The organism is Pseudomonas monsensis (assembly GCF_014268495.2).
Lineage (GTDB): Bacteria > Pseudomonadota > Gammaproteobacteria > Pseudomonadales > Pseudomonadaceae > Aquipseudomonas > Aquipseudomonas monsensis.
The window spans coordinates 1,530,588-1,554,732 of sequence record NZ_CP077087.1 but is presented as its reverse complement, the minus strand read 5'-3'; the positions used below and the strand labels follow the sequence as shown (position 1 = coordinate 1,554,732).

Genomic DNA, 24,145 nt, shown 5'->3' with positions numbered 1-24,145 from the left:
ATCAGCGGGTGATGCCGCGAGTCGACGACAGGATGGAGTCACGGAACATTGCGACTTCCGGGAACTGGGCAGCAGGTTCGGCCAGTTCCGCCAAAGCCTGTTCAACCGTCAGCCCCTGGCGATAAACAGTCTTGTAGGCGCGACGCAAGGCGTGAATCGCCTCTTCGCTGAAACCGCGACGGCGCATGCCTTCGAAGTTCATGCTGCGGGCTTCGGCCGGGTTGCCGAACACGGTGACAAACGCAGGCACATCCTTGCCGATCGCCGTGCCCATGCCGGAAAAGCTGTGGGCGCCGATGTGGCAATACTGGTGAACCAGGGTGAAGCCGGAGAGGATCGCCCAGTCATCAACATGAACATGGCCGGCCAGCGCGGTGTTGTTGACGAGGATGCAGTGATTGCCAATGACGCTGTCGTGACCGATGTGGGCATAGGCCATGATCAGGTTGTGATCGCCCAGGGTGGTTTCGGAACGATCCTGTACCGTGCCGCGGTGAATCGTGACGCCTTCACGGATGACGTTGTGGTCACCGATCACCAGGCGGGTTTCTTCACCCTTGTATTTCAGATCAGGCGTGTCTTCGCCTACCGAGGAAAACTGGTAGATACGATTGTGCTTGCCGATGCGGGTCGGGCCTTTGAGGATCACATGCGGCCCGATCACGGTACCCTCGCCGATTTCCACACCTGCGCCGATGATCGACCACGGGCCGACCTCGACGCCGTCAGCCAGAACGGCCGACGGATCGATGATTGCGCGAGGGTCAATCAAACTCATAGCTTGCGTTCCGCACAGATGATTTCAGCCGAGCAGACCGGCTTGCCATCAACCGACGCCTGGCATTCGAACTTCCAGATCTGACGCTTGCAGCTGATGAATTTCGCTTCCAGGATCAGTTGGTCGCCGGGCAGCACTGGCTGGCGGAAACGCAGTTTGTCGGAACCGACGAAGTAGTAAAGCGTGCCATCGGCCGGCTTCACATCAAGCATTTTGAAACCGAGGATCCCGGCAGCCTGAGCCATCGCTTCGATGATCAGCACGCCCGGCATGATTGGATGCGCCGGGAAGTGACCATTGAAGAACGGTTCATTGATGCTGACATTCTTGTAGGCGCGAATGCGCTTGCCTTCAGTGTCCAGTTCCACCACCCGGTCCACCAGCAGGAACGGGTAACGGTGAGGCAGGTATTCGCGAATCTCGTTGATGTCCATCATTTCGGGGGGAAGCCTATGTAAAGATTGGGAGCGCGACTGACGCGCACTCCTCTAGCAAATCAAGGAGGCAGTCTAGAGGCTGTGCACACTTGATATGGAAATGGTATCAGCCATCTGATGAAGCATTACCGTCAGGGGTCACTTCCCCTACGCGCTTTTCCAGCTGTTTCAACCGTCGCGCGATATCGTCGAGCTGACGGATGCGGGCCGCGCTTTTGCGCCATTCGGCCGCCGGTTGCATGGCTGTTCCAGATGAATAGGCACCCGGCTCGGTAATCGAGTGGGTCACCATGGTCATCCCGGTCAGGAAAACGTTGTCGCAGATATCAATGTGCCCAACCAGGCCGACACCACCGGCGAGCATGCAGTGCTTACCGATTTTGGTGCTGCCGGAGATCCCCACGCACGCGGCCATGGCGGTGTGATCACCGACCTGGACGTTGTGGGCAATCTGGATCTGATTGTCGAGCTTCACGCCATTACCGATCACGGTATCGGCCAACGCACCGCGGTCGATGGCGGTATTCACGCCAATCTCCACATCGTCGCCGATGGTCACGCCACCGATCTGGGCGATTTTCTGCCAGATACCCTTCTCGTTGGCAAAGCCGAAGCCTTCACCACCGAGCACCGCACCGGACTGGATCACCACGCGCTTGCCGATGCGCACGTCGTGATACAGCGTCACTCGCGGAGCAAGCCAGCCGCCTTCGCCGATTTCGCTGCGCGCGCCAACTACGCAATGCGCACTCAGCGTCACGTGGGCAGCAATCCGCGCCCCCGCCTCGATCACCACGAACGGACCGATGCTGGCGGTTGGATCAACCACGGCATCCGCCGCAATCACCGCTGTCGGGTGGACACCCGCTACGGCTTTTGGCTTGGGATCGAACAGATGAGAAATGCGTGCGTAAGCCAGATAAGGATCCGGCACCACCAATGCATTACCGGCAAAGCCTTCGGCGTCGGCCGCTTTGAGCAACAGAGCTGCCGCCTGCGAGCCCGCCAGGTATTTGCGATATTGAGGGTTTGCCAGAAAGCTCAACTGAGCTGGGCCAGCCTCTTGCAAAGTGGCTAGCCCAGTAATTTGCGTCTCAGGGTCGCCACGCAAGGTGGCGCCGAGGAACTCGGCCAACTGGCCGAGCTTGATAGTCACGGTCATGGGTTACTTCAGCTGATTCATGCGCTCGATGACCTGGCGCGTGATGTCGTACTGAGGTTTGACATCAATCACTGCGCCACGCTCGAACACCAGGTCAAAACCACCTTTCTTGATGACTTCTTCCACTGCGCTATCCAGTTTCGGCTTCAGTTGCTTGAGCATTTCGCGGTCGGCAACGGCTTTGGCTTCGTTCAGTTCCTTGGACTGGAACTGGAAGTCACGGGCCTTTTGCTTGAATTCAAGCTCCAGACGCTCACGCTCGCCTTGCTGCATTTTGTCGCCACCGGCCATCAGACGGTCCTGAATGCCCTTGGCGCTGCTTTCCAGCGTCTTCAGCTTGGTCAGTTGCGGACCGAACTTCTTCTCGGCATCCACGGCGTATTTCTTGGCCGCGTCCGATTCCAGCAAGGCCATCTGATAGTTCAGAACGGCAATTTTCATGTCGGCAAATGCCGGGCCTGCCACCATCAAGGAGGCCAGGAGAACCAATTGAGTCAACTTACGCACGATGCACTCCTACAAAATCCATTGTCGTTATCTTGGGTCAGACGCTTAGAACGTCTGGCCGAGGGAGAATTGGAACACTTGGGTTTCAGCGTTATCCGGTTTCTTGACAGGCATCGCCAGGGCAAAACTCAGAGGACCCAGTGCGGTGACCCAGGTCACACCCACACCAACGGAACTGGCCATGTTGCTCAGGCTGATGTCGTTGCACTGCGTGGATGACGTGGAGCCTGCGGTCGCGTTGGTGGTCTTCTGGCATTTGGAATCGAATACGTTACCCACATCCCAGAATACCGAAGTACGCAGGGAGCGCTGATCCTTCACGAATGGCAGCGGGAACAGAACCTCTGCACCACCCTGAATCAGCACGTTACCACCGAATGGCAATGGATCCTGATCCGGGTCGGCAATCGTACCGGCGTTACCGGTAACCCCCTGACCACGACTCGGCGTACTGCGAGGACCCAAGGTGCTGTCCTTAAAGCCACGTACCGAGTTGAAACCACCAGCATAGTAGTTTTCATAGAAAGGCAAGCCATCGGTCGAACCGTAACCGTCGCCATAACCCAGCTCGGTGTGCAGACGCAGGGTGTAGTTCTCGGTGATCGGCTGGAACAGCTGGCCACGGTAGTCGAGTTTGTAGAACGACAGGTCGCTGCCCGGAATCGTGGTTTCCAGCGTCAGGCTCTGCGAACGGCCACGGGTCGGCAATACGCCCTTGTTCAGGGTCGACTCGGACCAGCCGGCCGAAGCCTTGAAGTTCAGATACTGATCGCCTTCCTTGTTAACGAAGTCGAAGATCTCGTCAACGGTGTACTGACCGGTCTTGATCTTGTCCTGTTGAGCGGACAGACCGAAGGTCAGGCGCGAAGTCTCGCTGATCGGGTAGCCAACGTTGACACCGGCACCCAGGCTGTCTACCGCATAGCTGGCTACGTCGATGTTGAGATCTTTGTAGTCGGTGGTGCGATAGAACGCGTTGTAGCCCAGGCTCACGCCATCGGCGGTCCAGTACGGGTCAACGTAGCCGAAGTTGTAGCGGCTCTGGTATTCGCTTCGGGTCAGGCCGACGCTGACGCGGTTACCGGTACCGAGGAAGTTGTTCTGGGTGATCGAACCACCGAGGATCAAACCGGCGCTCTGGGCGAAACCGACGCTGGCGGTAATCGAACCGGAAGCCTGTTCTTCAACGGCGTAATTCACGTCAACCTGATCGTCGACACCCGGAACGGCCGGCGTCTCGACGTTCACTTCTTTGAAGAAGCCCAGACGCTCAAGACGGGTCTTGGACTGGTCGATCAGGTAGGTCGAAGCCCAGCCACCTTCCATCTGACGCATTTCGCGACGCAGCACTTCGTCTTCGGACTTGGTGTTGCCACGGAAGTTGATGCGGTTGACATAGGCACGCTTGCCCGGATCGACAGCAAACAGGATGTCCACCGTGTGATCGTCGTCATGCGGCTGAGGCACACCATTGACGTTGGCGAAGGTGTAGCCCTCGTTACCCAGGCGACGGGTGATCAGTTCGGAGGTGGTGGTCATCAGCTTGCGCGAGAACACCTGGCCCTTCTGCACCAGCAACAGGGACTTGACCTGGTCTTCAGGGACTTTCAGGTCACCGCTGAGCTTGACGTCACGAACGGTGTACTTTTCACCTTCGGTCACGTTGACGGTGATGTAGACGTGTTTCTTGTCCGGGGTGATGGACACCTGGGTCGAAGCGATATCCATGTTGATATAGCCGCGGTCCAGGTAGTAGGAACGCAGACGCTCCAGGTCACCGGAAAGCTTTTCACGGGCGTACTTGTCGTCGTTCTTGAAAAACGACAACCAGTTGGTGGTTTTCAGTTCGAACAGGTCGGTCAGGTCTTCTTCAGGGAAAACCGTGTTGCCCACCACGTTGATGTGCTGAATGGCGGCAACGGTGCCTTCGTTGATCTTCACTTTCAGACCGACGCGGTTACGCGGCTGCGACACCACTTCGGTATCGACGGTAGCCGAGTAACGACCTTGCGCGACGTACTGGCGCTGCAGCTCGTTACGCACGCCTTCGAGGGTGGCACGCTGGAAGATCTCGCCTTCGGCCAGACCGGATTGCTTGAGGCCTTTCATCAGGTCTTCGGTAGAGATCGCCTTGTTACCTTCGATCTCGATACTTGCGACGGATGGACGCTCGACAACCGTGATTACCAGAACGTTGCCTTCGCGGCCCAGCTGGATATCTTGAAAGAAACCGGTTTTGAACAACGCACGAGTGGACTCCACCAGGCGACGATCATCCGCCTGCTCGCCGACGTTCAACGGCAAGGCACCAAAGACACTACCCGCGGAGACCCGCTGGAGGCCGTTGACGCGAATATCAGAGATAGTGAAGGACTCGGCGTGAACTTCGGCGATCATCAATACGGTGAGAACCGCAGTTAGCAGCAGACGTTTCATGAAGTCCTTTCTTATTCCAACTGGCAATAAACAAACTGCCGCAAAATGCGGCAGATTCGCAATTCAGCGAAGCGTTACAGTCGACCCAGATCGTTGACCAGAGCAAGCAACATCACCCCGACCACCAAACTGATACCGATCTGTATCCCCCAACCTTGCACCCGATCCGACAAGGGACGACCACGCGCCCACTCGATCAGATAAAACAACAAATGCCCCCCATCCAGTACAGGGATGGGCAGCAAATTCAGAACCCCCAGGCTAATACTCAGATAAGCAAGGAAATTCAGGAAATCAGCGACGCCCGACTGGGCAGAAGCGCCCGCCACTTTAGCAATGGTTATCGGTCCACTCAAGTTTTTTACCGAGAGCTCGCCGAACAGCATTTTCTTCAGCGAATCCAGCGTCAGAATGCTCATGGTCCAAGTGCGACGGGCACCCTCGCCAATAGCGGCCAACGGCCCGTAACTGACCTCGCGGATCATCTCCGGCGGCCAGTCGACCGCTTTCACGCCAGCACCCAGATAGCCGCTTGGCGACTTGCTTTCACCACGCGCTGCCAAAGTCACCGGGACGTCGATTTGAGCACTGTCGCGCTCGATGCGCAGCATGATTTTGGTATCAGGACGCGTACGAACCGTATCAACCACTTGCTGCCAGTCATTGAGCGCCTGCCCATCAAGGGCCAGCAACCGGTCACCGGTCTTGAGCCCGGCAGCCTGAGCCGGCCCCTTCGGGTCAAGCTCGGCCAGCACCGGCGGCAGGGCCGGACGCCATGGACGAATACCCAACGAACGAATCGGGTCGGGCTCATCAGCACCCTTGAGCCAGTTATCCAGAGCCAGCGTTCGCGGCGAATCGGCGCTCGAGCCTTGTTCGCGCACCAGCAATTGCAGGGAACCACTCTCACCGAGGCGGCGCACCAGTTGTAGATTCACGGCAGCCCAACCGGAAGTCGGCTCACCATCAATCGCGACGATTTCCTCGCCCGCGCTCAAACCGGCCTTTGCCGCAATGCTGCCGGACTCGACTGCACCAATGACCGGACGCACCTGCTCGCTGCCCAGCATGGCCAGCACCCAGAAAAACACCAGTGCCAGGAGGAAGTTGGCAATCGGGCCGGCAGCGACGATGGCGATGCGCTGACGCACGGACTTGCGATTGAACGACTGATGGAGCTGATCGGGTGGAACCTCGCCCTCACGCTCGTCGAGCATCTTGACGTAGCCACCCAGCGGAATCGCGGCAACCACGAACTCGGTGCCCTGCCTGTCGTGCCAGCGCAACAACGGCATGCCAAAGCCCACGGAAAAACGCAGAACCTTGACGCCACAGCGACGCGCGACCCAGAAATGGCCGAATTCGTGAAAGGTGACCAGCACACCCAAGGCGATCAGGGTGCCGGCAATCATATAGAGCGCGCTCATCTATTTTCTCCGCAATCCCGTTCAGTGCCGCGTGTAGCCATTTTGTAGCAAAATCTATCGACCGTGACGCTGCAACCATTGCCCGGCCAGAACCCGCGCCTTCGCATCCGCAGTAAACACGGCTTCGAGATCGTCCAGGGCCACCACCGGCTCCAGACTCAAGACTTCCTCGATGATACTCGCGATTTCCAGGTAACGTACCCGTCCGTCGAGAAACGCCGCCACCGCTACTTCGTTGGCCGCGTTAAGCATCGCCGGCGCGCTGTCACCCGCTTCGGCAGCTTGCCGCGCCAGACGCAGGCAAGGGAAACGCTGCTCATCCGGAGCTTCGAAGTCCAGACGTGCGATTGCAAACAGATCCAGCGGTGCCACGCCCGAATCGATGCGCTCCGGCCAGGCCAGGGCGTTGGCGATCGGCGTACGCATATCGGGATTGCCCAATTGCGCCAGCACCGAACCGTCCACATAGTCGACCAGCGAATGGATCACGCTCTGCGGATGAATCACGACCTCGACTTGCGACGGCCTTGCATCGAACAACCAGCAGGCTTCGATCAATTCGAGCCCCTTGTTCATCATGCTGGCCGAATCCACGGAGATCTTGCGCCCCATGGACCAGTTCGGATGGGCGCAAGCCTGGTCAGGCGAAACATGCGCCAGCTCGGCCATCGGTGTCTGCCGGAAGGGACCGCCGGAGGCTGTCAGTAAAATCCGACGCACGCCCACTGAGCTCAACCCACGAGCAAAATCCTGAGGCATGCACTGGAAAATCGCATTGTGTTCGCTGTCGATCGGCAACAGCACCGAGCCGCTCTTGCGTACCGCCTGCATGAACAAGGCGCCGGACATCACCAGCGCCTCTTTGTTGGCCAGAAGGATTTTCTTGCCGGCCTCGACCGCCGCCAGCGTCGGGCGCAACCCCGCCGCACCGACAATCGCCGCCATGACCGCATCGACCTCAGGGGCTGCAGCCACCTGACACAAGCCCTCCTCCCCGACCAACACACGGGTCGGCAGACCGGCCGCACGCAAGTCGTCCTGCAGACCGCGCGCGGCAGCGACTTCCGGCACCACGGCGAACTGCGGCACATGGCGCACACACAGGGCGAACAGCTCACTCAGGCGAGTGAAGCCGCTCAGTGCGAACACCTGATAGCGCTCAGGGTGACGAGCAATGACATCGAGGGTGCTCAGACCGATCGAGCCGGTCGCCCCAAGGACGGTAATCTGCTGTGGGCGACTCACGGTGCAGCCATCCACAACAGCACGGCAAATACCGGAATCGCCGCCGTGAGGCTGTCGATACGATCAAGCACGCCACCATGACCCGGAAGCAGATTACTGCTGTCCTTGATGCCGGATGAGCGTTTGAACATGCTTTCGGTGAGATCACCGACAACCGAAATGAACACGATCAGCGCAGCGCCGATCAGGCCTTTAAGCAGCTCGGCAACCGTCCAGTCGCGCACCAGACCGACAATGGCGGTAATCACCAGACTCAGCGCCAGACCGCCATAGACACCTTCCCAGCTCTTGCCCGGACTGACCTGCGGTGCAAGCTTGCGCTTGCCGAAAGCTCGACCGGAGAAGTAAGCGCCAATATCTGCGCCCCAGACCAGCACCATCACCGCCATGATCAACCAGTTGCCCAGTGGGTACTGCTTGATCTGCACCAGGCCTTGCCAGGCCGGCAACAGGATCAACAGACCGATCACCAGCCTGGTCGCCGCACTGGACCAGTGCTCGCTCGACTGCGGATAGGTCAGTACCAGCCAGGTCGCCACCATCCACCACAGTACTGCCGCGCCCAGCACCCACGGCGCGAGGCCGGGCAAGATGTACATGACGAACAGCATCAGCGCGACCGCGGCGGCATAACCGACACGGAACGTCTGGCCATTGAAACCGGCAAGCCGCGCCCACTCCCACGCGCCCAGACTGACCACCAGCCCGATGAACAGCGCAAAGCCGGAACCTTCGAGCAGGAAAAAACCGCACAAGGCTATCGGCAACAGGATCAGCGCAGTGATGATTCGTTGTTTAAGCATTAAACCCGGGCTCCAGCTTCAATCTGCTCACTCGTTTTACCGAAGCGACGCTGACGCGAAGCGAAATCGGCCAGCGCATTGCGCATGGCATCGTGTTTGAAGTCCGGCCAGAACAGGTCGGAGAAGTACAGCTCGGCGTAGGCCAGCTGCCACAGCAGGAAATTGCTGATGCGGTGCTCACCACCCGTGCGGATACACAGATCCGGCAACGGCAGGTCGCCGGTGGCAAGACAAGTCTGCAGCAGATCCGGCGTGATGTCCTCCGGACGCAGGTGTCCGGCCTGGACTTCCCTTGCCAGACGCTGCGCAGCTTGTGCGATATCCCACTGACCGCCGTAGTTGGCTGCGATCTGCAGAATGAAGCGGTTGGCACCGGCGGTCATGGCTTCGGCCTCGCGCATCGCCGCCTGAAGCTCAGGGTGAAAGCGCGAACGATCGCCAATGATCCGCAAGCTGATGTTGTTGTCGTTGAGGCGCTTGGCCTCACGACGCAACGCCTTGAAGAACAGATCCATCAAGGCGCTGACCTCATCGGCCGGGCGCTGCCAGTTCTCACTGGAAAACGCGAACAGGGTGAGCACTTCGACCTTGGCCTCAGCGCACACCTCGATCACTGCCCGCACAGCATCCACGCCCGCTTTATGCCCGGCGACACCCGGCATAAAGCGTTTTTTCGCCCAGCGATTGTTGCCATCCATGATGATCGCGACATGGCGCGGCACCGCGGACGGCGCAGTCTGCTTGGTCTTGTCCATTAAAACTCGACCCTTATACGGCCATCAGGTCTTTTTCTTTCTCAGCCAGTTTCGCGTCGATCTCGGCCACGTACTTCTTGGTCAGATCGTCGATTTCGCCAGTGGCGCGACGCTCTTCGTCTTCGCTGATTTCCTTTTCCTTGACCAGATCCTTCAGCGAGCTGTTGGCATCGCGACGGATGTTGCGCACGGCAACACGGGCGTCTTCGGCCACATCACGCGCCTGCTTGGTGAAACCACGACGGGTTTCTTCGGTCAGGGCCGGCATGCTGATCAGCAGCAATTCACCCAGGTTGGTCGGGTTCAGGTTCAGACCTGCACTGCCGATCGCCTTGTCGACAGCACCGAGCATGTTGCGCTCGAACGCAACCACTTGCAGGGTACGGGCGTCTTTGACGGTGATGTTGGCGACTTGCTTGATCGGGGTGTCCGCGCCGTAGTACGGCACCATCACGCCTTCCAGAATGCTTGGGTGCGCCTGGCCGGTACGGATACGGCCGAAGTTGTGAGCCAGAGACTCAACGGACTTCGTCATGCGCTCTTTGGCGTCTTTCTTGATTTCGTTGATCATTGTTGAACTTCCTCGATCAGGGTTCCTTCAGCGCCGCCGTGTACGATGTTCAGCAGGGCGCCGGGCTTGTTCATGTTGAATACGCGCAGCGGCATCTTGTGATCGCGGCACAGGCAAATAGCTGTCAGATCCATTACACCCAGCTTGCGATCCAGTACTTCATCATAAGTCAGATGATCGAACTTCTCGGCATGCGGGTCCTTGAATGGGTCAGCGGTGTAAACGCCATCGACCTTGGTTGCCTTGAGCACGACATCGGCGTCGATTTCAATGGCGCGCAGGCAGGCTGCCGAATCCGTTGTGAAGAACGGGTTGCCGGTACCGGCCGCGAAAATCACCACGTCCTTGGAGTTCAAGTGGCGCATGGCTTTGCGACGATCATAGTGATCGGTTACGCCCACCATGGAAATGGCCGACATCACGATGGCCGAGATATTGGCACGTTCCAGCGCGTCGCGCATGGCCAGGGCATTCATCACAGTGGCCAGCATGCCCATGTGATCGCCTGTCACCCGATCCATGCCAGCCTTGCTCAAGGCTTCGCCACGGAACAGGTTACCACCGCCGATCACCAGACCGACCTGAACGCCGATACCGACCAGTTGGCCGACTTCCAGCGCCATGCGATCCAGAACCTTCGGATCGATCCCGAACTCTTCCGAGCCCATCAGGGCCTCGCCGCTAAGCTTGAGTAGAATGCGTTTATAGCGAGCCTGATAACCACTGCCCTGCTGAGCCATTGCGAATCTCTCCTGCGGCGTATTTAAAAATTCTTTGCGAGCTGTTTACAGCTGGCGTTCACTCTAGCTTGGCGCTGCTTCAGCGCCATCGGAACATGGCTTTGTAAGTCAGTTCCAAGTGGAAACCAATTAAAAATTGGTAACCCCATCTGAAAAGAGGCTGCGCGCGTGAGCGGGCAGCCTCTTTCGGGCGACAGTTGAAAAACCGTCTTATTGCTTGGCTGCAGCCAGCTGGGCAGCAACTTCTTCAGCGAAGTTGTCGACCGGCTTCTCGATGCCTTCGCCTACTTTGAAGTAGGTGAAGGAAACGATTTCTGCGCCGCCTTTCTTGGCCAGCTCGCCAACCTTGATTTCAGGGTTCTTGACGAACGCCTGCTCAACCAGGCTCGCTTCTGCCAGGAACTTGCTGATACGGCCTTTGACCATGTTCTCAACAATGTTTTCTGGCTTGCCTTTGATCTTCTCTTCGTTCAGCTGCAGGAACACAGCTTTTTCACGCTCGATCGCTTCAGCCGAAACTTGCGAAGGCAGCAGGAACTCAGGGTTGCTGGCAGCTACGTGCATCGCGATGTCTTTGGCCAGCTCGACGTCACCGCCTTTCAGAGCCACGACAACACCGATCTTGTTGCCGTGCAGATACGAACCTACAACGTCACCTTCGATACGGGTCAGACGACGGATGTTGACGTTCTCGCCTACTTTGGCAACCAGTGCTTCGCGAGCGGCTTCTTGAGCAGCGATCAGCGGAGCAGCGTCGGTCAGCTTGTCAGCGAAGGCTTTTTCAACGCTGGCAGCAACAAAGTTTTTGAAGTCGTCTTGCAGGGCCAGGAAGTCGGTCTGCGAGTTCACTTCCAGGATAACGGCAGCTTTACCGTCGTCCTTGATTGCGATTGCGCCTTCAGCGGCAACGTTGCCAGCCTTTTTCGCAGCCTTGATCGCGCCCGAAGCACGCATGTCATCAATGGCTTTTTCGATGTCGCCGTCAGCCTTTTCCAGGGCTTTCTTGCAGTCCATCATGCCTTCGCCGGTACGCTCGCGCAGTTCTTTAACCAACGCTGCAGTAATTGCTGCCATTTTCAAATTCCTCTTGGATAGGTTTTCAACCATTCCACCCGATCGAACGGGCGTTCAATTCTTCCCGAACCAGCTTGTAGCCGCTGCAAGTTACAGATGCTGTAGCTGCGCCGCCGACAAATGGTTTTCGAGGTGGCAAAAAGGGGGCCAAGCCCCCTTTTTGCTTACTGAGTCAACGCCAAGGCGTCAATTACTCAGCTGCAGCCTGAGTTTCTTCAGCTGCGAATTCTACAGTGCCGCCAGCAACGTTGTTGCGACCACGGATAACAGCGTCAGCCATCGAACCCATGTACAGCTGGATAGCGCGGATGGCGTCATCGTTACCTGGGATGATGTAGTCAACGCCTTCCGGGCTGCTGTTGGTATCGACAACGCCGATGACCGGGATGCCCAGCTTGTTGGCTTCGGTGATCGCGATGCGCTCGTGGTCAACGTCGATCACGAACAGTGCGTCAGGCAGACCGCCCATGTCCTTGATGCCGCCCAGGGAGCGATCCAGCTTTTCCAGGTCACGGGAGCGCATCAGCGCTTCTTTCTTGGTCAGCTTGGCGAAAGTACCGTCTTCGGCTTGAACTTCAAGATCACGCAGACGCTTGATGGAAGCACGAATGGTTTTGAAGTTGGTCAGCATGCCGCCCAACCAGCGGTGATCGACGTACGGCGAACCGCAACGTGCTGCTTCTTCAGCAACGATCTTGCCAGCGGAACGCTTGGTGCCGACGAACAGAATCTTGTTTTTGCCCTGGGCCAGACGCTCTACGAAAGTCAGAGCTTCGTTGAACATTGGCAGGGTTTTTTCAAGGTTGATGATGTGAATCTTGTTACGCGCGCCGAAAATGTACTTACCCATTTTCGGATTCCAGTAACGGGTTTGGTGACCGAAGTGCACACCGGCCTTCAGCATATCGCGCATGTTGACTTGGGACATGATAGTTCCTTAATAAGTCGGGTTTGGCCTCCACGTATCCCAATGACCAACCAGTGGCATAAAGCCAAAAGCACCCAGGTCATCGTGTCGACACGTGTGTGGATTTAAGCTTTTCGGGGTATCCCCGGAAAGCGGCGCATTTTATACCACAGGGTGCGCAGAAACGGAACCCGGAATCTGTAATCGCACCCGGGACATGGACGCAGCCCCCTTGGAATCGCCTTCAAGCGCACCATTGTATAGAGAGACACGATGCACGCAGGCGCGGATTTGCTCCTTTCGTCTGTTAGAATCGGGTTTTTCAGGGTCGCAAAACGCACATGTGCCACCCAATACGTATCAACAAGCGCCGCCGAGCGTAGAGAGAGCCTGTATGACCGTCAACCTCAAAACCCCCGAGGACATCGCTGGCATGCGTGTCGCCGGCAAACTGGCCGCCGATGTGCTGGAAATGATTGCCGAACACGTCAAACCGGGCGTTACCACCGATCAACTGAACCAGATCTGCCACGACTACATCGTCAACGTGCAGCAGGCCATCCCCGCCCCACTGAATTACAAGGGTTACCCGAAGTCGATCTGCACTTCGATCAACCATGTGGTCTGCCATGGTATTCCGAACGACAAGCCGCTGAAAAACGGCGACACCCTGAACATCGACGTGACCGTGATCAAGGACGGCTACCACGGTGATACCAGCCGCATGTTCCACGTCGGCGAAGTACCGGTCTGGGCCGAGCGCCTGTCGCAAGTCACTCAGGAATGCATGTACAAGGCCATCGAGATCGTCAAACCTGGCTGCCGCCTCGGCGATATCGGCGAAATCATCCAGAAGCACGCGGAAAAGAATGGCTTCTCGGTGGTTCGCGAATTCTGCGGCCACGGCATCGGCAAGGTGTTCCACGAAGAACCGCAGATCCTGCACTACGGTCGCGCCGGCACCGGCATGGAACTGAAGGCCGGCATGACCTTCACCATCGAACCGATGATCAACCAGGGCAAGGCCGACACCAAGGTGCTGGGTGACGGCTGGACCGCGATCACCAAGGACCGCAAACTCTCGGCGCAGTGGGAACACACCTTGCTGGTCACCGACACCGGCTATGAGATCTTCACCCTGCGCGCCGACGACACCATCCCGCGCGTATCGGCCTGATCCGCAACGCTCCCAGCCTTATATAGAAGGAAAGCCAACCGATGCCGCAGGTGGATCCCGAACTCTTCGACCGCGGCCAGTTCCAGGCAGAACTGGCTCTGAAAGCGAGTCCTATTGCGGCGTTCAAAAAGGCGATCCGCCAGGCTCGCGAAGTGCTCGACGCGCGTTTTCGCAGTGGCCGCGATATCCGCAGGCTGATCGAAGACCGCGCCTGGTTCGTCGACAATATCCTGCAAAAGGCCTGGGAGCAGTTCAACTGGAGCGAGGACGCCGACATCGCGCTGGTTGCGGTCGGCGGTTATGGCCGGGGGGAGTTGCATCCCTATTCCGACATCGACTTGCTGATCCTGCTGGACAGCGCCGATCACGAAGTTTTCCGTGATTCCATTGAGCGCTTTCTGACCTTGCTGTGGGACATCGGCCTGGAAGTAGGTCAGAGCGTTCGCTCGGTCGACGAGTGCGCCGAAGAGGCCCGTGCCGACCTGACGGTGGTCACCAACCTCATGGAAAGCCGCACCATCTGCGGCCCCGAGCATCTGCGCCAGCGCATGCTCGACGTCACCAGCACTGCGCACATGTGGCCGGCCAAGGAGTTCTTCCTGGCCAAGCGCGCCGAACAGAAGGCCCGTCACCACAAATACAACGACACCGAGTACAACCTGGAACCCAACGTCAAAGGCTCGCCGGGCGGCCTGCGGGATATCCAGACGATTCTGTGGGTGGCCCGTCGTCAATACGGCACCCTCAACCTGCGCGCCCTGGCCGGCGAAGGCTTTCTGGTCGAGAGTGAAAACGCACTGCTGGCCTCCTCCCAGGAATTTCTCTGGAAGGTGCGCTACGCCCTGCACATGCTCGCCGGTCGCGCCGAAGACCGCCTGCTGTTCGATCATCAGCGCACCATCGCCGGTTTGCTGGGGTTTGAAGGTGACGACGCCAAGCAGGCCGTCGAAAACTTCATGCAACAGTATTTCCGCGTCGTGATGAGCATCGCTCAACTCAGCGACCTGATCATCCAGCATTTCGAGGAAGTCATCCTCGCCCCCGAAGATGAAGCACCGCCGCAGCCAATCAATTCGCGCTTCCAACTGCATGACGGCTATATCGAAGCACGCAACGACAACGTGTTCCGCCGCACGCCGTTCGCCATGCTCGAGATTTTCGTGCTGATGGCCCAGCAGCCGGAAATCAAAGGCGTACGGGCAGACACCATTCGTCTGCTGCGGGAGAACCGTCACCTCATCGACGACAATTTCCGCAACGACATCCGCAATACCAGCCTGTTCATCGAGCTGTTCAAGTGCAAGATCGGCATCCACCGCAATCTGCGGCGGATGAATCGCTACGGCATTCTCGGGCGTTACCTGCCGGAGTTCGGCTTTATCGTCGGGCAGATGCAGCACGACCTGTTCCACATCTACACGGTTGATGCGCACACCCTGAACCTGATCAAACATCTGCGTAAGTTGCAGTACACCCAGGTGTCGGAAAAATTCCCGCTGGCCGCCAAGCTCATGGCCAAGCTGCCCAAGCCCGAACTCATTTACATGGCGGGGCTGTACCACGACATCGGCAAGGGCCGGCATGGTGATCACTCGGAAATCGGCGCGGTCGATGCCGAAGCGTTCTGCCAGCGCCATCAATTGCCGGTGTGGGACAGCCGCCTGATCGTCTGGCTGGTGCAAAACCATCTGGTGATGTCGACCACTGCCCAGCGCAAGGATTTGTCCGACCCGCAGGTGATCCACGATTTCGCTCAGGCCGTCGGCGACGAAACCCGCCTCGACTACCTGTACGTGCTGACCGTGGCCGACATCAACGCGACCAACCCGACCCTGTGGAATTCATGGCGCGCCAGCCTGTTGCGCCAGCTCTACACCGAGACCAAGCGCGCCTTGCGTCGCGGCCTGGAGAACCCGGTGGATCGTGAAGAACAGATCCGCCAGACCCAAAGCGCTGCGCTGGATATTCTGGTGCGCGGCGGCACCGATCCGGACGACGTCGAGCAATTGTGGGCGCAGTTGGGCGATGACTATTTCCTGCGGCACACCGCCGGCGACGTGGCCTGGCACAGCGATGCGATCCTGCAGCAGCCGGCCGATGGCGGGCCGCTGGTACTGATCAAGGAAACCACCCAGCGCGAATTCGAGGGCGGTACGCAGATCTTCATTTATGCCCCGGACCAACACGACTTCTTCGCCGTGACCGTGGCGGCAATGGACCAGCTCAACCTGAACATTCACGACGCCCGGGTCATCACGTCCAGCAGCCAGTTCACCCTCGATACCTACATTGTGCTCGACAACGACGGGGAATCCATCGGTGACAACCCGGCACGGATCAAGCAGATACGCGAAGGCCTCACCGAAGCCCTGCGTAACCCGGACGACTACCCGACGATCATTCAGCGCCGGGTCCCGCGCCAGCTCAAGCATTTCGCCTTTGCACCGCAGGTGACGATCCATAACGACGCCCAGCGTCCGGTGACCGTGCTGGAACTGACCGCGCCTGACCGGCCAGGTTTGCTGGCACGCATCGGCGGGATTTTCCTCGAGTTCGACCTGTCGCTGCAGAACGCCAAGATTGCGACCCTGGGCGAGCGGGTGGAAGACGTGTTCTTCATCACCGACGCGCACAACCAGCCGCTGTCCGACCCGTTGCTGTGCAGCCGTTTGCAGGATGCGATCGTTGAGCAACTGAGCGTCAATCAGGAACCCGATATCAAATTGTCGCGCATCAGTATCTGATGGCGCCCCGGATTCAAATGGCTTTGCGAGAGACCCTGCCCCAATGAACAACGCTCTGAACCAGCTCCAGCCGTACCCGTTCGAAAAGCTCCGCGCCCTGCTCGGCAGCGTAACGCCAAATCCGGACAAACGCCCGATCGCCCTGTCGATCGGCGAGCCGAAACATCGCTCGCCAAGTTTTGTCGCCGAAGCGCTGGCCAACAGTCTGGATCAGATGGCGGTATACCCGACCACCCTCGGCATCCCGGCCCTGCGCGAAGCCATCGCTGGCTGGTGCGAGCGTCGTTTCGGCGTGCCGAGCGGCTGGATTGACCCGGCGCGCAATGTGCTGCCGGTCAACGGTACCCGTGAAGCGTTGTTCGCCTTCACCCAGACCGTGGTCAACCGTGGCGATGACGCCCTGGTGGTCAGCCCGAACCCGTTCTATCAGATCTACGAGGGCGCGGCGTTTCTCGCCGGCGCCAAGCCGCACTACCTGCCATGCCTGGACGAGAATGGCTTCAACCCGGACTTCGACGCGGTATCGCCAGAGATCTGGAAACGCTGCCAGATCCTGTTCCTGTGCTCGCCGGGCAACCCGACCGGCGCACTGATCCCGGTCGATGTGCTGAAAAAACTGATCGCCCTGGCCGACGAATACGACTTCGTCATCGCCGCCGACGAGTGCTACAGCGAACTGTACTTCGACGAACAGACGCCACCGCCGGGCCTGCTCAGCGCCTGCGTCGAACTGGGCCGCAAGGATTTCAAGCGCTGCGTGGTGTTCCACAGCCTGTCCAAGCGCTCCAACCTGCCGGGCCTGCGCTCGGGATTTGTTGCCGGTGATGCCGACATCCTCAAGGGCTTCCTGCTGTATCGCACCTACCACGGCTGTGCGATGCCGGTGCAAACGCAACTGGCCAGCGTGGCCGCGTGGAACGACGAAGTGCACGTGCGCGCCAACCGTGCGCTGTACCGCGAGAAGTTCGACGCGGTCCTGGCAATCCTCAGCCCGGTGATGGATGTGCAGCGTCCGGATGGCAGTTTCTACCTGTGGCCAAACGTGCAAGGTGATGACGCGGCGTTTTGCCGGGAGCTGTTTGCTGAAGAACACGTGACCGTGGTGCCCGGCTCCTACCTGTCCCGCGATGTAGATGGTGTCAACCCGGGTGCCGGTCGCGTGCGCATGGCACTGGTTGCGCCACTGGCTGAATGCGTCGAAGCGGCGGAACGTATTCGCGCCTTCATCACACGGCACAAGTAAGCATCCGATTGCCCGCGCCAGACGCTCTGGCGCGGGCAACTCCGCAGGCTATTTGACCTGTCCCAGATTCGCCTCACTCAAATCCAGCTCACCCAAGACCTCCCGCAACACGTCATCGCCAATCTGATGCTGCCGACTGAGGCTATACAGTTCGAGGCGCTGCGCCCGTAGGGCCTTCAAACGCAGCCGGCGCTCCAGCAGATCCATCTGAAACGCCAACGCCTGGGCTTCGGCGGAATCGTTGAAGACCTCAAGTTGATGGCGATACTCGGACATGATCCGCGCTTTCAGTTCCGCCGAGAGTGCCGCCTGAGCGGCGTCCTGCGGGGCGACCTCTTCGGTTTCCAGCGCATGGATCGCCGCCTCGGCAGTCTTGCGCCAGGCATCGCGCACTTCCTGACGGCGCTTGTCATCCGGGCTTTTTTCGATGCCCCGCAGCAACAGTGGCAGCGCGATACATGCCGAGATCAGCGACAGCAGAATTACCCCGGCGGCGATGAAGATCAGCAGGTCACGCTCGGGGAAAGCCTCGCTACCCATCAGCATCGGCACCGACATCACACCGGCCAGCGTCACCGCACCTCGCACCCCACCGACAGTCAACAGCCAGCAGGAACGCGCCGTCGGCACTTGCGTCAGCTCGCCCTTGCCGCGCAAACGTCGCAGCAGCACCGACAAGCGCCAGATACTCTGCACCCAGATAAACCGCAGCAGTACCAGCGCGAGGAAAATCGCCACGACATCAAGGCAGCGATAGAACAGCGTCGGCCACAACGTCGGCTCGTGGCTGACCACGGCTTTGATGATGTCCGGCAATTGCAGGCCGAGCAGCAGGAAGATCAAACCATTGAAGGCAAACTCCAGCAATGACCAGACGCTGCGATTGAGCAAGCGGGTGCTGGTCTGACGTGGCAACAGATCGAGCCAGCTCTGCATCATCCCCGCCGCCACCGCCGAAAGAATGCCGGAAGCGCCCAACCGCTCGGCCAGCACATACGCCGCGAAAGGCAGCAGTAACATGAACACCACGTGGGTGGCCGGATCATCCCAGCCGCGAGCGATCATCCACGCACGCAAGCGCCCGACCAGCCAGCTCAGCGCGACGCCCACCGCCAGGCCACCAACCGCCACCAGTACAAACGTCAGACTGGCATTGGCCAGCGAAAATACTCCGGTCACTGCGGCAGCGAGGGCGAACTTGAATGTCACCAGGCCTGAAGCGTCGTTCATCAGCGCCTCGCCCTGCAACATGTGCATCAGTGGCGTCGGCAAGCGGTTCTGCGAAATCGCCGAGACGGCCACCGCATCCGTCGGCGACAGCACGGCGGCCAGGGCGAAAGCCACCGGCAGCGGAATCGTCGGCAGCAGCCAGTGAATGAAGTAACCCGCTCCGACCACGGTGAACAGAACGAGTCCGACCGCCAGGGTCAGAATCGGCCCGCGCAACTGCCAGAACTCGCGCTTGGGCATGCGCCAGCCATCGGAAAACAGCAACGGTGGCAGGAATAGAAACAGGAACAATTCGGGATCAAGGGCCACATGCAGACCGAGGGTCGGCCAGGCGAGCAAGGCGCCAGCGGCGATTTGCACCAGAGGAAGCGGCAGCGGGATGACCCGTCCGACCAGCCGCGAGACGCTGACCAGCATCAGCAGGATCAGGACGGTATAAGCGGTTTGCATAAAGCGGAAATCTCAGACGATCGACAGCGTTGAACTGCCATATTAGCCGCTTAGGATGCGTCTGGCGTTTGCACCTATGTCGCACGCGTACACGCCGCACCAGTGTGGGAGCGAGCTTGCTCGCGAAGGGGCCGTGTCAGTCAAAATCTCTGTTAATGACACACCGTATTCGCGAGCAAGCTCGCTCCCACAGGGTTTTGCATTGCCAAATCGACCTGAGGCGCCGCGAACCGGTTTGGTCATGGCATAATCCGACACCATTTTTCTCCAGCACCTGTAAAGGGGGCGATTCCTTGACCGTTTCAAGTAAAACGTTGCACCTTTTCGGCATCAAAGCCTGCGACACCATGAAGAAGGCGCGCACCTGGCTCGATGAACACGCTGTCAGCTACGACTTTCATGATTACAAAACCGCCGGTATCGACCGTGAGCACCTGACTCAATGGTGTGACGAGCACGGCTGGCAAACGGTGTTGAACCGTGCAGGCACGACCTTTCGCAAACTCGACGACGAACGTAAAGCCGATCTCGACCAGTCGAAAGCCATCGAACTGATGCTCGCTCAACCCTCGATGATCAAGCGCCCGGTGCTCGATCTCGGTGACCGAACCCTGATTGGCTTCAAGCCAGACATCTACGCGGCTGCACTCCAGTAAGCAGCCCGTCACTTATTGCTAGAGGTATTCACATGTCCAAATCCCTGTTCAGCATCGCCTTTGGTGTCGGCACTCAGAACCGTCAAGGCGCGTGGCTGGAAGTGTTTTACGCCCAGCCACTGCTCAACCCGTCGGCCGAACTGGTCGCCGCTGTTGCGCCGATCCTCGGCTACACCGAAGGCAACCAGGCCATCGCCTTCACCACCGCGCAGGCTGCGCAACTGGCTGAAGCGGTCAAAGTCATCGACGCCGTGCAAGGCAAGCTGCTGACCCGTCTGGCCGAGAGCCACAAGCCGCTGGTCGCCACCCTGCTGGCGGAAGACGCACAGCTGACCTCGACACCTGAGGCCTACCTCAAGCTGCACCTGCTGTCCCACCGTCTGGTCAAGCCGCACGGCGTGAGCCTGGCCGGGATCTTCCCGCTGCTGCCGAACGTGGCCTGGACCAGCCAGGGCGCGATCGACCTGAGCGAACTGGCCGAGATGCAACTCGAAGCCCGCCTGCGCGGCGAGCTGCTGGAAGTGTTCTCGGTGGACAAGTTCCCGAAAATGACCGACTACGTGGTTCCGGCCGGCGTGCGCATCGCTGACGCTGCGCGTCTGCGTCTGGGTGCCTACGTGGGCGAAGGCACCACCGTGATGCACGAAGGCTTCATCAACTTCAACGCCGGCACCGAAGGCCCGGGCATGATCGAAGGCCGCGTGTCCGCTGGCGTGTTCGTCGGCAAGGGCTCGGATCTGGGCGGCGGCTGCTCGACCATGGGCACCCTGTCGGGTGGCGGCAACATCGTGATCAAGGTCGGCGAAGGCTGCCTGATCGGTGCCAACGCCGGTATCGGTATCCCGTTGGGCGACCGCAACACCGTCGAGTCGGGCCTGTACGTGACCGCCGGCACCAAGGTGGCACTGCTGGACGAGCACAACAACCTGGTCAAGGTGGTGAAGGCGCGTGAGCTGGCCGGTCAGACTGACCTGCTGTTCCGTCGCAACTCGGAAACCGGTGCCGTGGAGTGCAAAACCCACAAATCGGCAATCGAGCTGAACGAAGCGCTGCACGCTCACAACTAAGCAGCACATCGACCTCCTGTGGGAGCAAGCTTGCTCGCGAAGCTTTTGGCGTATTCAAGAACGCCTTCGCGAGCAGGCTCGCTCCCACAGTGTCTTGTGTACATCCCGCCCAAGTTCACAGGGCTGAACAAATGATGATTCCCTCCCCCTGGCGCGCCGACTTTCCGGCCATCGCCGCCCTGCAACGGCAAGACCAGACCTATCTGGACAACGCCGCCACCACGCAAAAACCGCAAGCCCTGCTTGACGCACTGACGCATTACTACGCCAACGGCGCGGCCAATGTGCATCGTGCGCAGCACCTGCCCGGCGCTCACGCGACGCAGGCGTTCGAAGACAGTCGGCTCAAGGCGGCCCAGTGGCTGAATGCCGGTGACAGCGGGCAGATCATCTTCACTCACGGCGCCACCAGTGCGCTGAATCTCCTGGCCTATGGCCTGGAACATCTTTTCCACCCGGGCGATGAAATTGTCATCAGCGCCCTGGAGCATCACGCCAACCTGCTGCCGTGGCAGCAACTGGCGCAGCGGCGCGACCTGAAACTGGTGATCCTGCCGCTGAATGACGCCGGTTTGATCGACCTCGCGGCCGCCGTGCAACTGATCGGCCCGCGTACACGTTTGCTGGCGGTCAGTCAGTTATCCAATGTGCTCGGTGCCTGGCAGCCATTGCCAGCGCTATTGGGCATGGCCAAGGCACAGAACGCCCTGACCGTGGTCGATGGCGCGCAAGGTGTGGTGCACGGTCGCCACGACGTGCAGGCGCTGGGTTGTGACTTCTATGTGTTTTCCAGCCACAAGCTGTACGGCCCCGATGGCCTCGGCGTGCTGTTCGGGCGCAACAAGGCGCTTGAGCAACTGAAGCCCTGGCAGTTCGGCGGCGAAATGGTGCTGGAAGCCAATTATCACGATTCACGTTTTCGCCCTGCTCCGCTGGGTTTCGAGGCGGGTACGCCGCCGATCGCCAGCGTGATCGGCCTCGGTGCGACCCTCGACTATCTGGCCGGCCTGGACCAGGACGCAGTGTCCGCGCACGAAGCGGCGCTGCATGACTATCTGCTCAAGGGCCTGCACGCTCGCAATGGCATCCGTCTGCTGGGCAAGCCGCAACTGGCGTTGGCCAGTTTTGTCGTCGAAGGCGTGCACAACGCCGATCTGGCGCACCTGCTGACCGAGCAAGGCATCGCCGTGCGCGCCGGGCATCACTGCGCCATGCCGTTGCTGAAAAGCCTGGAGCTGGCCGGGGCGATTCGTGTTTCGCTGGCGTTGTACAACGATTCCGAGGATCTGGAACGCTTCTTCGAAGCGCTGGATCAGGCACTGGAGTTGTTGCGATGAGTCTGCCGCCCGCCGCTGCCGAAGCGCTGCACACTTTTCAGAATGCCGCCGGTTGGGAACAGCGTGCGCGGTTGCTGATGCAGTTTGGCGATCGCCTGCCACCGCTGGACGATGCAGATAAAAACGACGCCAACCGCGTGCATGGTTGTGAAAGCCAGGTGTGGTTGGTGGGCTCGCTGAATGACGGCCACTGGCAGTTTTCGGCAAGTAGTGATGCGCGGATGATTCGCGGGTTGGTGGCGTTGTTGCTGTTGCGGGTCAATGGTCTGAGCGCTGCTGAATTGCAGCAAGTGGATCTGCCGGACTGGTTCAACGAACTGGGGCTTTCGCGGCAACTCTCGCCTTCGCGCAGTAATGGTCTCAATGCCGTACTTCAGCGGATGAATGAGTTGGCCGGTTAATCGCCATCGCTGGCAAGCCAGCTGCCACAGGGTTCTATGGTCTTCACAAATGCAGTGAACCAACCAAATACCTGTGGGAGCTGGCTTGCCAGCGATGAGGCCATAAGCCCCGACATCAAACCTGAGGCTTGAGCCGATCCACCGGGCGCCGGACACCCGCCACAATCTTGTCCACCGCCTTGGTCGCCGCGACCATGCCGAATGTCGCCGTCACCATCATCACCGCGCCAAACCCGCCGGCGCAGTCGAGCTTCACGCCATCGCCGACAAAACTCTTCTGCAAACAGATACTGCCGTCCGGTTTCGGATAGCGCAGCTGTTCGGTGGAGAACACGCACGGCACGCTGTAATGGCGGGTCACGGTGCGCGAGAAGCCGTAGTCGCGACGCAAGGTCGAACGCACTTTTGAAGCCAGTGGATCGTTGAACGTACGGTTCAGGTCGCACACCTGAATCAACGTCGGATCAATCTGCCCGCCCGCACCGCCGGTGGTGATGATCTGGATCTTGCGCCGCTTGCACCAGGCAATCAGCGCAGCCTTGGCGTTGACCGCGTCGATGCAGTCGATCACGCAGTCAATGTTCGGCGTGATGTATTCGGCCATGGTCTCGCGGGTGACGAAATCGGCCACGGCGTGCACCGTGCAGTCCGGGTTGATCCCGCGCAGGCGCTCGGCCATCACTTCGACCTTGGGTTTGCCAACGGTGCTGTCCAGCGCATGCAACTGCCGGTTGGCGTTGCTGACGCAGACGTCGTCGAGGTCGAACAGCGAAATCTCGCCGACACCACAGCGGGCCATGGCTTCCGCCGCCCAGGAGCCGACGCCACCGACGCCAACGATCGCCACATGGGCCGCGCGCAGGCGCTCGAGACCCTCGATGCCATACAAACGGGCGATGCCTGCAAACCGTGGATCTTCTGTACTCATGACCATTACCCCAAAAACCGGCGCGCATTATAGGGCTACGCAGCGACAAGTTTTAACCTTCGAGCTAAAA

General features: G+C 59.4%; 22 protein-coding genes. 7 read left to right on the top strand and 15 right to left on the bottom strand.

Features of this window, described 5'->3' with window-relative positions; genetic code table 11:
• Position 1: 1 nt before the first annotated feature.
• The 13 genes from lpxA to rpsB form a co-directional block, all read right to left on the bottom strand.
• A complete protein-coding gene (lpxA, locus tag HV782_RS06635) occupies positions 2-778 on the bottom strand; it encodes an acyl-ACP--UDP-N-acetylglucosamine O-acyltransferase (protein WP_123465093.1) in 777 nt (258 codons plus the stop codon).
• Positions 775-1,215: a 3-hydroxyacyl-ACP dehydratase FabZ gene (gene fabZ, locus HV782_RS06630; protein WP_003222142.1), complete on the bottom strand. Its 441-nt coding sequence runs from the start codon at positions 1,213-1,215 to the stop codon at positions 775-777. Before fabZ ends, lpxA begins: the two co-directional genes overlap by 4 nt.
• Positions 1,216-1,321: 106 nt before the next feature.
• Entirely contained in the window at positions 1,322-2,377 is a 1,056-nt protein-coding gene (gene lpxD, locus HV782_RS06625; RefSeq protein ID WP_186745118.1) for a UDP-3-O-(3-hydroxymyristoyl)glucosamine N-acyltransferase, read from the bottom strand.
• Positions 2,378-2,380: 3 nt separating this feature from the next.
• Positions 2,381-2,884 carry an OmpH/Skp family outer membrane protein gene (locus tag HV782_RS06620; protein ID WP_007908849.1) on the bottom strand — a complete coding sequence of 168 codons (504 nt, stop codon included), beginning with the start codon at positions 2,882-2,884 and terminating at the stop codon, positions 2,381-2,383.
• A 45-nt stretch (positions 2,885-2,929) separates the two neighbouring features.
• Positions 2,930-5,320, bottom strand: coding sequence for an outer membrane protein assembly factor BamA (bamA, locus tag HV782_RS06615; protein ID WP_128615929.1), 2,391 nt, complete (start codon positions 5,318-5,320; stop codon positions 2,930-2,932).
• Positions 5,321-5,394: 74 nt separating this feature from the next.
• Complete coding sequence (rseP, locus tag HV782_RS06610) at positions 5,395-6,747, bottom strand: sigma E protease regulator RseP (RefSeq protein WP_123465085.1); 1,353 nt, start codon at positions 6,745-6,747, stop codon at positions 5,395-5,397.
• Between the two features lie 54 nt (positions 6,748-6,801).
• Entirely contained in the window at positions 6,802-7,992 is a 1,191-nt protein-coding gene (gene ispC / locus HV782_RS06605; protein ID WP_123465084.1) for a 1-deoxy-D-xylulose-5-phosphate reductoisomerase, read from the bottom strand.
• Positions 7,989-8,795, bottom strand: a complete 807-nt coding sequence (locus HV782_RS06600; protein ID WP_123465082.1) for a phosphatidate cytidylyltransferase — start codon at positions 8,793-8,795, stop codon at positions 7,989-7,991. Before HV782_RS06600 ends, ispC begins: the two co-directional genes overlap by 4 nt.
• On the bottom strand, positions 8,795-9,550 hold the full coding sequence (gene uppS / locus HV782_RS06595; RefSeq protein WP_064120741.1) for a polyprenyl diphosphate synthase: 756 nt from the start codon (positions 9,548-9,550) through the stop codon (positions 8,795-8,797). Before uppS ends, HV782_RS06600 begins: the two co-directional genes overlap by 1 nt.
• 13 nt (positions 9,551-9,563) lie before the next feature.
• Positions 9,564-10,121 (bottom strand): ribosome recycling factor, encoded by a 558-nt coding sequence (frr, locus tag HV782_RS06590; protein ID WP_123465080.1) that lies wholly within the window; start codon positions 10,119-10,121, stop codon positions 9,564-9,566.
• The gene (gene pyrH / locus HV782_RS06585) at positions 10,118-10,861 is read right to left on the bottom strand and encodes a UMP kinase (RefSeq protein WP_011332683.1); all 744 of its coding nucleotides are present in this window, start codon (positions 10,859-10,861) and stop codon (positions 10,118-10,120) included. Before pyrH ends, frr begins: the two co-directional genes overlap by 4 nt.
• Positions 10,862-11,071: 210 nt before the next feature.
• On the bottom strand, positions 11,072-11,935 hold the full coding sequence (tsf, locus tag HV782_RS06580) for a translation elongation factor Ts (RefSeq protein WP_025110889.1): 864 nt from the start codon (positions 11,933-11,935) through the stop codon (positions 11,072-11,074).
• A gap of 190 nt (positions 11,936-12,125) precedes the next feature.
• The gene (rpsB, locus tag HV782_RS06575; RefSeq protein WP_003222119.1) at positions 12,126-12,863 is read right to left on the bottom strand and encodes a 30S ribosomal protein S2; all 738 of its coding nucleotides are present in this window, start codon (positions 12,861-12,863) and stop codon (positions 12,126-12,128) included.
• A gap of 373 nt (positions 12,864-13,236) precedes the next feature.
• On the opposite strand from rpsB, the gene map reads away from it, so the two are divergent.
• Genes map through dapC form a run of 3 tightly spaced genes read left to right on the top strand, consistent with a single transcriptional unit; the run spans position 13,237 to position 18,006 of the window.
• A complete protein-coding gene (gene map / locus HV782_RS06570; protein WP_007964271.1) occupies positions 13,237-14,019 on the top strand; it encodes a type I methionyl aminopeptidase in 783 nt (260 codons plus the stop codon).
• 41 nt (positions 14,020-14,060) lie between these two features.
• Positions 14,061-16,763: a [protein-PII] uridylyltransferase gene (locus HV782_RS06565; RefSeq protein ID WP_123465076.1), complete on the top strand. Its 2,703-nt coding sequence runs from the start codon at positions 14,061-14,063 to the stop codon at positions 16,761-16,763.
• 43 nt (positions 16,764-16,806) lie between these two features.
• Positions 16,807-18,006: a succinyldiaminopimelate transaminase gene (dapC, locus tag HV782_RS06560; protein WP_186745116.1), complete on the top strand. Its 1,200-nt coding sequence runs from the start codon at positions 16,807-16,809 to the stop codon at positions 18,004-18,006.
• Positions 18,007-18,054: 48 nt separating this feature from the next.
• Here the strand turns inward: dapC and HV782_RS06555 are convergent, their stop codons facing one another.
• Positions 18,055-19,686 carry a Na+/H+ antiporter gene (locus HV782_RS06555; RefSeq protein WP_123465072.1) on the bottom strand — a complete coding sequence of 544 codons (1,632 nt, stop codon included), beginning with the start codon at positions 19,684-19,686 and terminating at the stop codon, positions 18,055-18,057.
• 293 nt (positions 19,687-19,979) lie between these two features.
• Between HV782_RS06555 and HV782_RS06550 the strand changes: the two genes are divergently transcribed.
• From HV782_RS06550 to HV782_RS06535, 4 genes are all read left to right on the top strand, one after another.
• Entirely contained in the window at positions 19,980-20,342 is a 363-nt protein-coding gene (locus tag HV782_RS06550; protein WP_123465070.1) for an ArsC family reductase, read from the top strand.
• A gap of 32 nt (positions 20,343-20,374) precedes the next feature.
• Positions 20,375-21,409, top strand: a complete 1,035-nt coding sequence (dapD, locus tag HV782_RS06545; RefSeq protein ID WP_186745114.1) for a 2,3,4,5-tetrahydropyridine-2,6-dicarboxylate N-succinyltransferase — start codon at positions 20,375-20,377, stop codon at positions 21,407-21,409.
• A 131-nt stretch (positions 21,410-21,540) separates the two neighbouring features.
• On the top strand, positions 21,541-22,746 hold the full coding sequence (locus tag HV782_RS06540; RefSeq protein WP_186745112.1) for an aminotransferase class V-fold PLP-dependent enzyme: 1,206 nt from the start codon (positions 21,541-21,543) through the stop codon (positions 22,744-22,746).
• The gene (locus HV782_RS06535) at positions 22,743-23,147 is read left to right on the top strand and encodes a SufE family protein (protein ID WP_186745109.1); all 405 of its coding nucleotides are present in this window, start codon (positions 22,743-22,745) and stop codon (positions 23,145-23,147) included. The genes HV782_RS06540 and HV782_RS06535 overlap by 4 nt, the downstream gene beginning before the upstream one ends.
• A gap of 115 nt (positions 23,148-23,262) precedes the next feature.
• On the opposite strand, the gene tcdA is transcribed toward HV782_RS06535, so the two are convergent.
• Complete coding sequence (tcdA, locus tag HV782_RS06530) at positions 23,263-24,081, bottom strand: tRNA cyclic N6-threonylcarbamoyladenosine(37) synthase TcdA (RefSeq protein ID WP_437180211.1); 819 nt, start codon at positions 24,079-24,081, stop codon at positions 23,263-23,265.
• Between the last annotated feature and the right edge of the window lie 64 nt (positions 24,082-24,145).